Here is a 5,320-nt window from a genome sequence, read left to right as displayed (position 1 = left end):
CGCTCTAACCTGTTCATGAAAGAGCGGATTTACACGATCAGGTGATTCCACCTGATCGCGTTCCGCTCTAATGACGTAACGCTTTGTCGCGATGTTCTGATGAGGCTTGGTTTTCTGACGCGCCCCAGATCAGCCCATGGTGCGCCCCCCATCCACGACCAGCGATTGCCCCGTCATCATGGAGGAGGCGCGCGAGGCTAGGAACAGCACGGCGCTGGCGATGTCCTCGCCCGACAGGGGGCGCTTCAGGCACTGGGCGGCCAGGGTCTCGGCCAGCGCTTCCGGCGTCACCCACAGGCGTTGCTGCCGCTCCGTCATGACCCAGCCGGGCACCACGGTGTTGACGCGGATGCCGTCGGGGCCGAACTCGCGGGCCAAGGCCCGGGTCAGGCCGGTGACGCCGGCCTTGGCGGCGACATAGGCGGGGTACCCCGCCAGGCCCAGGTTGTGGGCGGTGGAGCCCAGGTTGACGATGGCGCCGCCGCCCGCCGCCTTCATGCCCGGCGCCAGGGCCTGGGCCAGGAAGAACTGCGGACGCAGGTTGATGGCCAGGTTGTCGTCCCAGTCCGCCACCGTGACGTCGGCGGTGGCATGGCGGTCGTCGCGGGCGGCGTTGTTCACCAGCACTTCAAACGGGCCCATCTGTGCCTCCGCCTCGCGCACCTTGGCCTGCAGCGTCTCCACGTCGCGCAGGTCGCAGCGCAGGAACAGGGGACGCTGGCCGGTCGTGGCCTCCACCGCCTGCACCAGGGCCATGGCCGACGGCTCCCGCAGCGCGATGAAGGCGACGCGGCAGCCCTGGGCCGCGAAGGCGTAGGTGAGATAGGCGCCGATGCCCGAGCCGCCACCGCTGATCAGCACGGCCTTGCCCGCCAGGTCGCCATACACCGGGTACAGGTGCTGGGTCACGCCTTCGGGCGCGCCAGCGGGCGGATCCTCCGGCGTCTCGATGGGGCCGGTGGCGGGCTGGTTGCTGTCGGGCATGGAAACCTCAAAAATGGCCGGAAAGACGGGGGCGTCAGGGCCGGAACGCGGCGGAGCCGAACCGTAAGGATAGTTAGGACGAGGGCGGCAGGGCCGCAATTCCCCTTTACGGGGCTATTTTTGTCCGATAAATCATATCACGAACCGGAGCTTGTGCGCCGCGCGTGGTGTCGTGCCGCCATTTCCTGGCGGGTAGGATACCGCGAACATGCGCCCGGGCCTCCTACTATAACAGCGTTGGGGTGGGGACGGGTGCGGGCGGCCTATCAGGCCTGACACCGGCAAGCGCCGAAGGCGGCCAGGCGTCGTGACCATTCGGCGGTCAGGCCCTGGGGTGGCATCCTCGGCCGTACCCCCCACCTCAGGCATCGGGGCCCGCCGGGCCGCCAAGGGTGAACGGTACGACATGGCCGACGAGGGTAAGCGGACGTTACGCAGCGCGCACAGCTACGGAAAGCTGGACCGCGACGGGTTCATCCACCGCAGCTGGATGAAGAACCAGGGCCTGCCGGGGGACGTGTTCGACGGCCGCCCGGTCATCGGCATCTGCAACACCTGGTCGGAGCTGACCCCCTGCAATTCCCACCTGCGCGAGGTGGCGGACCATGTGAAGCGCGGCGTGTGGGAGGCTGGTGGCCTGCCGGTCGAATTTCCCGCCATGTCGCTGGGCGAGACGCAGATGCGCCCCACCGCCATGCTGTTCCGCAACCTGCTGGCCATGGAGGTCGAGGAATCGATCCGGGGCAACCCCATCGACGGCGTGGTGCTGCTGGGCGGTTGCGACAAGACCACCCCCGGCCAGATCATGGGGGCGGCCAGCGTCGACCTGCCGACCATGGTCATCTCCTCCGGCCCCATGCTGAACGGCAAGTATCGCGGCAAGGACATCGGTTCCGGCACCGACGTGTGGAAGTTCAGCGAGGCGGTGCGCGCCGGCGAGATGACGCTGAAGGACTTCATGGGGGCGGAGGCCGGCATGTCCCGCTCCCCCGGCACCTGCATGACCATGGGCACCGCCTCCACCATGGCCTGCCTGATCGAGGCCATGGGCCTGTCGCTGCCCTTCAACGGCACGCTGCCGGCCATGGACGCCCGCCGCCGCGCCATGGCGCATGAGACGGGCCGCCGCATCGTCGCCATGGTCAAGGACGATGTGAAGCCATCGCACATCCTGACCCGCGCCGCGTTCGAGAACGCCATCCGCGTGCATGCCGCCATCGGCGGGTCCACCAACGCCGTGGTCCACCTGCTGGCCCTGGCCGGCCGCGTGGGCGTGGACCTGTCGCTGGAGGATTTCGACACCTTGAGCGCCGACATCCCCCTGCTGGTGGACCTGCAGCCGTCGGGCCAATACCTGATGGAGGACTTCCACTACGCCGGCGCCCTGCCGGGCCTGATGACCAAGATCAAGGACAGGCTGAACCTGGACGCCGTCACCGTCGGCGGCCTGACCATCGGCCAGATCGTGGCGGAGGGCGAGGTTTATAACGACGACGTCATCCGCCCCAGGACCAATCCGGTGAAGCCGGTTTCCGGCATCTGGGTGCTGCGCGGCAACCTGGCGCCCAACGGCGCGGTGATGAAGCCCAACGCCGCCTCGCCGGAGCTGCTGACCCATCGCGGTCGCGCCGTGGTGTTCGACACCATCGAGGATTTCAAGGCCCGAATCGACGATCCGGACCTGGAGGTGGATGAAACCTCCATGCTGGTGTTGCGCGGCTGTGGCCCCAAGGGGTATCCCGGCATGCCGGAAGTGGGCAACATGCCCCTGCCGCCCAAGCTGCTGGCCAAGGGGGTCAAGGATATGGTGCGCATCTCCGACGCCCGCATGAGCGGCACGGCCTTCGGCACCGTGGTGCTGCACGTGGCGCCCGAATCCACCGCCGGCGGTCCGCTGGCCCTGGTGAGGACGGGCGATGAGATCGAGCTGAACGGCCCAGCCCGCAGCCTGTCCCTGCTGGTGGATGATGCCGAGCTGGCTCGCCGCCGGGCCGAACTGGACGCCCAGCCGGCCGCCGCCATTCCGGCCCGCGGCTATTACCGCCTGCATGTCGAGCATGTGATGCAGGCCGACAAGGGCTGCGACCTGGACTTCCTGGTGGGAGCCAGCGGCGACCGTGTGACCCGGGAATCGCACTGATCATGGCGGCGCCCGTCTTTATCGCCGGCGACTGGGGCACCAGCAACCTGCGCCTGTCACTGGTCGACGCCGATGGCACCGTGCTGGATACCCGCGCTGGCCCCGGGGCCGCCGCCGTGCCGGCGGGCGGCTTCCCAGACACGGTGCGGGGCCTGCTGGCGGACTGGGACGCCGCCCATGGCGCGCTGCCCCTGCTGTTGTGCGGCATGGTCGGTTCCACCCTGGGCTGGGTGGAGGTGCCCTATGCCGCCGCCCCGGCGGGGGCTGCGGAGATCGCGGGGCATCTGCACCGCATCGACCTGCCTTCTGAAAGTGGAGGGGGCCGGGACGTCTACATCGCGCCGGGTGTGAAGGCCACCAACCTGCAGGGCGCCCCCGACGTCATGCGGGGGGAGGAGACGCAGGTCCTGGGCGCCCTGATCACCCATCCGGTACTGGCCACGGGCAACCACCTGCTGTGCCTGCCCGGCACCCACTCCAAGTGGGTGGACCTGGCGGACGGCCGCATCACCGGCTTCACCACCGCCATGTCGGGCGAGATCTATGCGCTGCTGTCCAAGCACAGCACGTTGGCGCGGGGTGCCGCGGCCTGGGACGGCACGCCCGATGCCGGCTTCCGCCAGGGTCTGGCCCGGGTGGCTGAGGCGGGCGCCGACGTCCTGCATCTGCTGTTCGAAACCCGCGCCCGGCAGATGGCGGGCGTGCTGACGCCTAAGGACGCCTTGGGCTTCCTCTCCGGGCTGATCATCGGCGGCGACGTGGCCGCCACCTTGGCCCGGCACCGCGCGCTGGGCCGCCCCGCACCCACGCGGGTGGTCCTGGTGGGCGCGCCGGCGCTGAACACCCTATATACCCTGGCATTGGCCAGCCACGGCGTGGCCGCCCTGGCGCTGGACGGCGCCGAGCAGTCGACCGCTGGCCTGCTGGCCTATTTCCGCCGCCTTTGAAGGCCCGCCTGTGAAGGAACACGTCATGACCGAAGCCTGGTTGAAGCATATGCCCGTGGTGGCCATCCTGCGCGGGGTGACGCCCGATGAGGTGGTGGCCGTGGCCCGCACCCTGCACGACGCGGGCATTCGCGCCATCGAGGTGCCGCTGAACTCACCGGAGCCGCTGCGGAGCATCGAGCGGCTGGTGCAGACTTTCGGCGACGAGTGCCTGGTGGGTGCCGGCACGGTGCTGTCGCCGGACAAGGTGGACGCGGTGCGCGCGGTGGGTGGCCAGCTGATTGTCTCGCCCAATGTCGACGTCTCCGTCATCGCCCGCGCCGTGTCGCTGGACATGGTGTCCATGCCCGGCTTCTCCACCGGGACCGAGGCCTTCGCCGCCATCGGCGCCGGGGCGCGCTACCTGAAGCTGTTCCCGGCCAGCAGCCACGCGCCGGGCCATGTGAAGGCGCTGAAGGCCGTGCTGCCGGCCGACGTCGCCGTCTACGCCGTGGGCGGCGTCACCGCCGCCAACCTGCAGCCCTGGGTGGACGCCGGCGTTACAGGCTTCGGCTCCGGCGGCGACCTGTACAAGCCCGGCGTGGATTTGGGCCAGATGGCGGACCGCGCCGCCGGCCTGGTGGCCGCTGTGCGCGCCGCGCTGAAGCTCGCCTAACATTACCAGCGGCACGAGATTGGACTCGTGCCGCTGTAGGACGCGACTGCGTCCGCCGGAAGTTTCTGGGGAACGTAGTGGACTGGAAACTGAGGAAGCCCAAGCCGGCGGATGCCGGCGCCCGGCGACTGAGGGGACCAATAACAACTGGGGGGTACGCCGATGGGTTTGGCGACGATCGATATCGCGGTGGTGGGATTCTACGCCGTCTTCATTTTCCTGCTGGCCCAGTGGGTGTCGCGGGAAAAGGTGGGCCATGAGAAGAACGCCAAGGATTATTTCCTGGCCGGCCGCTCGCTGCCCTGGTGGGCCATCGGCGCCTCCCTCATCGCCGCCAACATCTCGGCGGAACAGATCATCGGCATGGCGGGCTCCGGCTACGCCATCGGTCTCGCCATCTCCTGCTATGAGTGGATGGCGGCGCTGACCCTGATCATCGTGGGCAAGTACTTCCTGCCCATCTTCCTGGAAAACCAGATCTACACCATGCCCCAGTTCCTGGAGCAGCGGTACGGCCCCAGCGTGCGCCTGACGCTGGCGGTGTTCTGGCTGGGCGTCTACGTCTTCGTCAACCTGGCCTCCATCCTCTGGCTG

4 protein-coding genes and 1 pseudogene are annotated in these 5,320 nt (G+C 68.8%); 4 read left to right on the top strand and 1 reads right to left on the bottom strand.

Going from position 1 to position 5,320, the window contains the following annotated elements:
• Nucleotides 1-129 precede the first annotated feature (129 nt).
• Nucleotides 130-984: an SDR family NAD(P)-dependent oxidoreductase gene (locus tag I55_RS19815; protein ID WP_083901267.1), complete on the bottom strand. Its 855-nt coding sequence runs from the start codon at nucleotides 982-984 to the stop codon at nucleotides 130-132.
• A gap of 406 nt (nucleotides 985-1,390) precedes the next feature.
• Here I55_RS19815 and I55_RS19810 point away from each other — a divergent pair, with 406 nt between their 5' ends.
• The 4 genes and pseudogenes from I55_RS19810 to I55_RS19795 all read left to right on the top strand — a co-directional run.
• Nucleotides 1,391-3,124: an IlvD/Edd family dehydratase gene (locus I55_RS19810; RefSeq protein ID WP_044562312.1), complete on the top strand. Its 1,734-nt coding sequence runs from the start codon at nucleotides 1,391-1,393 to the stop codon at nucleotides 3,122-3,124.
• A 2-nt stretch (nucleotides 3,125-3,126) separates the two neighbouring features.
• Nucleotides 3,127-4,071: a 2-dehydro-3-deoxygalactonokinase gene (locus tag I55_RS19805; RefSeq protein ID WP_044562311.1), complete on the top strand. Its 945-nt coding sequence runs from the start codon at nucleotides 3,127-3,129 to the stop codon at nucleotides 4,069-4,071.
• Between the two features lie 25 nt (nucleotides 4,072-4,096).
• A complete protein-coding gene (locus tag I55_RS19800; RefSeq protein WP_044562313.1) occupies nucleotides 4,097-4,726 on the top strand; it encodes a 2-dehydro-3-deoxy-6-phosphogalactonate aldolase in 630 nt (209 codons plus the stop codon).
• Nucleotides 4,727-4,888: 162 nt separating this feature from the next.
• Nucleotides 4,889-5,320: pseudogene (locus I55_RS19795) on the top strand (sodium transporter); the annotation flags it as partial.

It is taken from the genome of Azospirillum sp. B4 (assembly GCF_000333275.1).
In the GTDB taxonomy this organism is placed as follows: domain Bacteria; phylum Pseudomonadota; class Alphaproteobacteria; order Azospirillales; family Azospirillaceae; genus Nitrospirillum.
This window is presented reverse-complemented; position numbering and strand designations above follow the sequence as displayed.

Bases quoted from the DNA above. Each gene is read 5' to 3' on its own strand.
- I55_RS19815 (WP_083901267.1), bottom strand. From the start codon at position 984: ATGCCCGACAGCAACCAGCCCGCCACCGGCCCCATCGAGACGCCGGAG.
- I55_RS19810 (WP_044562312.1), top strand. From the start codon at position 1,391: ATGGCCGACGAGGGTAAGCGGACGTTACGCAGCGCGCACAGCTACGGA.
- I55_RS19805 (WP_044562311.1), top strand. From the start codon at position 3,127: ATGGCGGCGCCCGTCTTTATCGCCGGCGACTGGGGCACCAGCAACCTG.
- I55_RS19800 (WP_044562313.1), top strand. From the start codon at position 4,097: ATGACCGAAGCCTGGTTGAAGCATATGCCCGTGGTGGCCATCCTGCGC.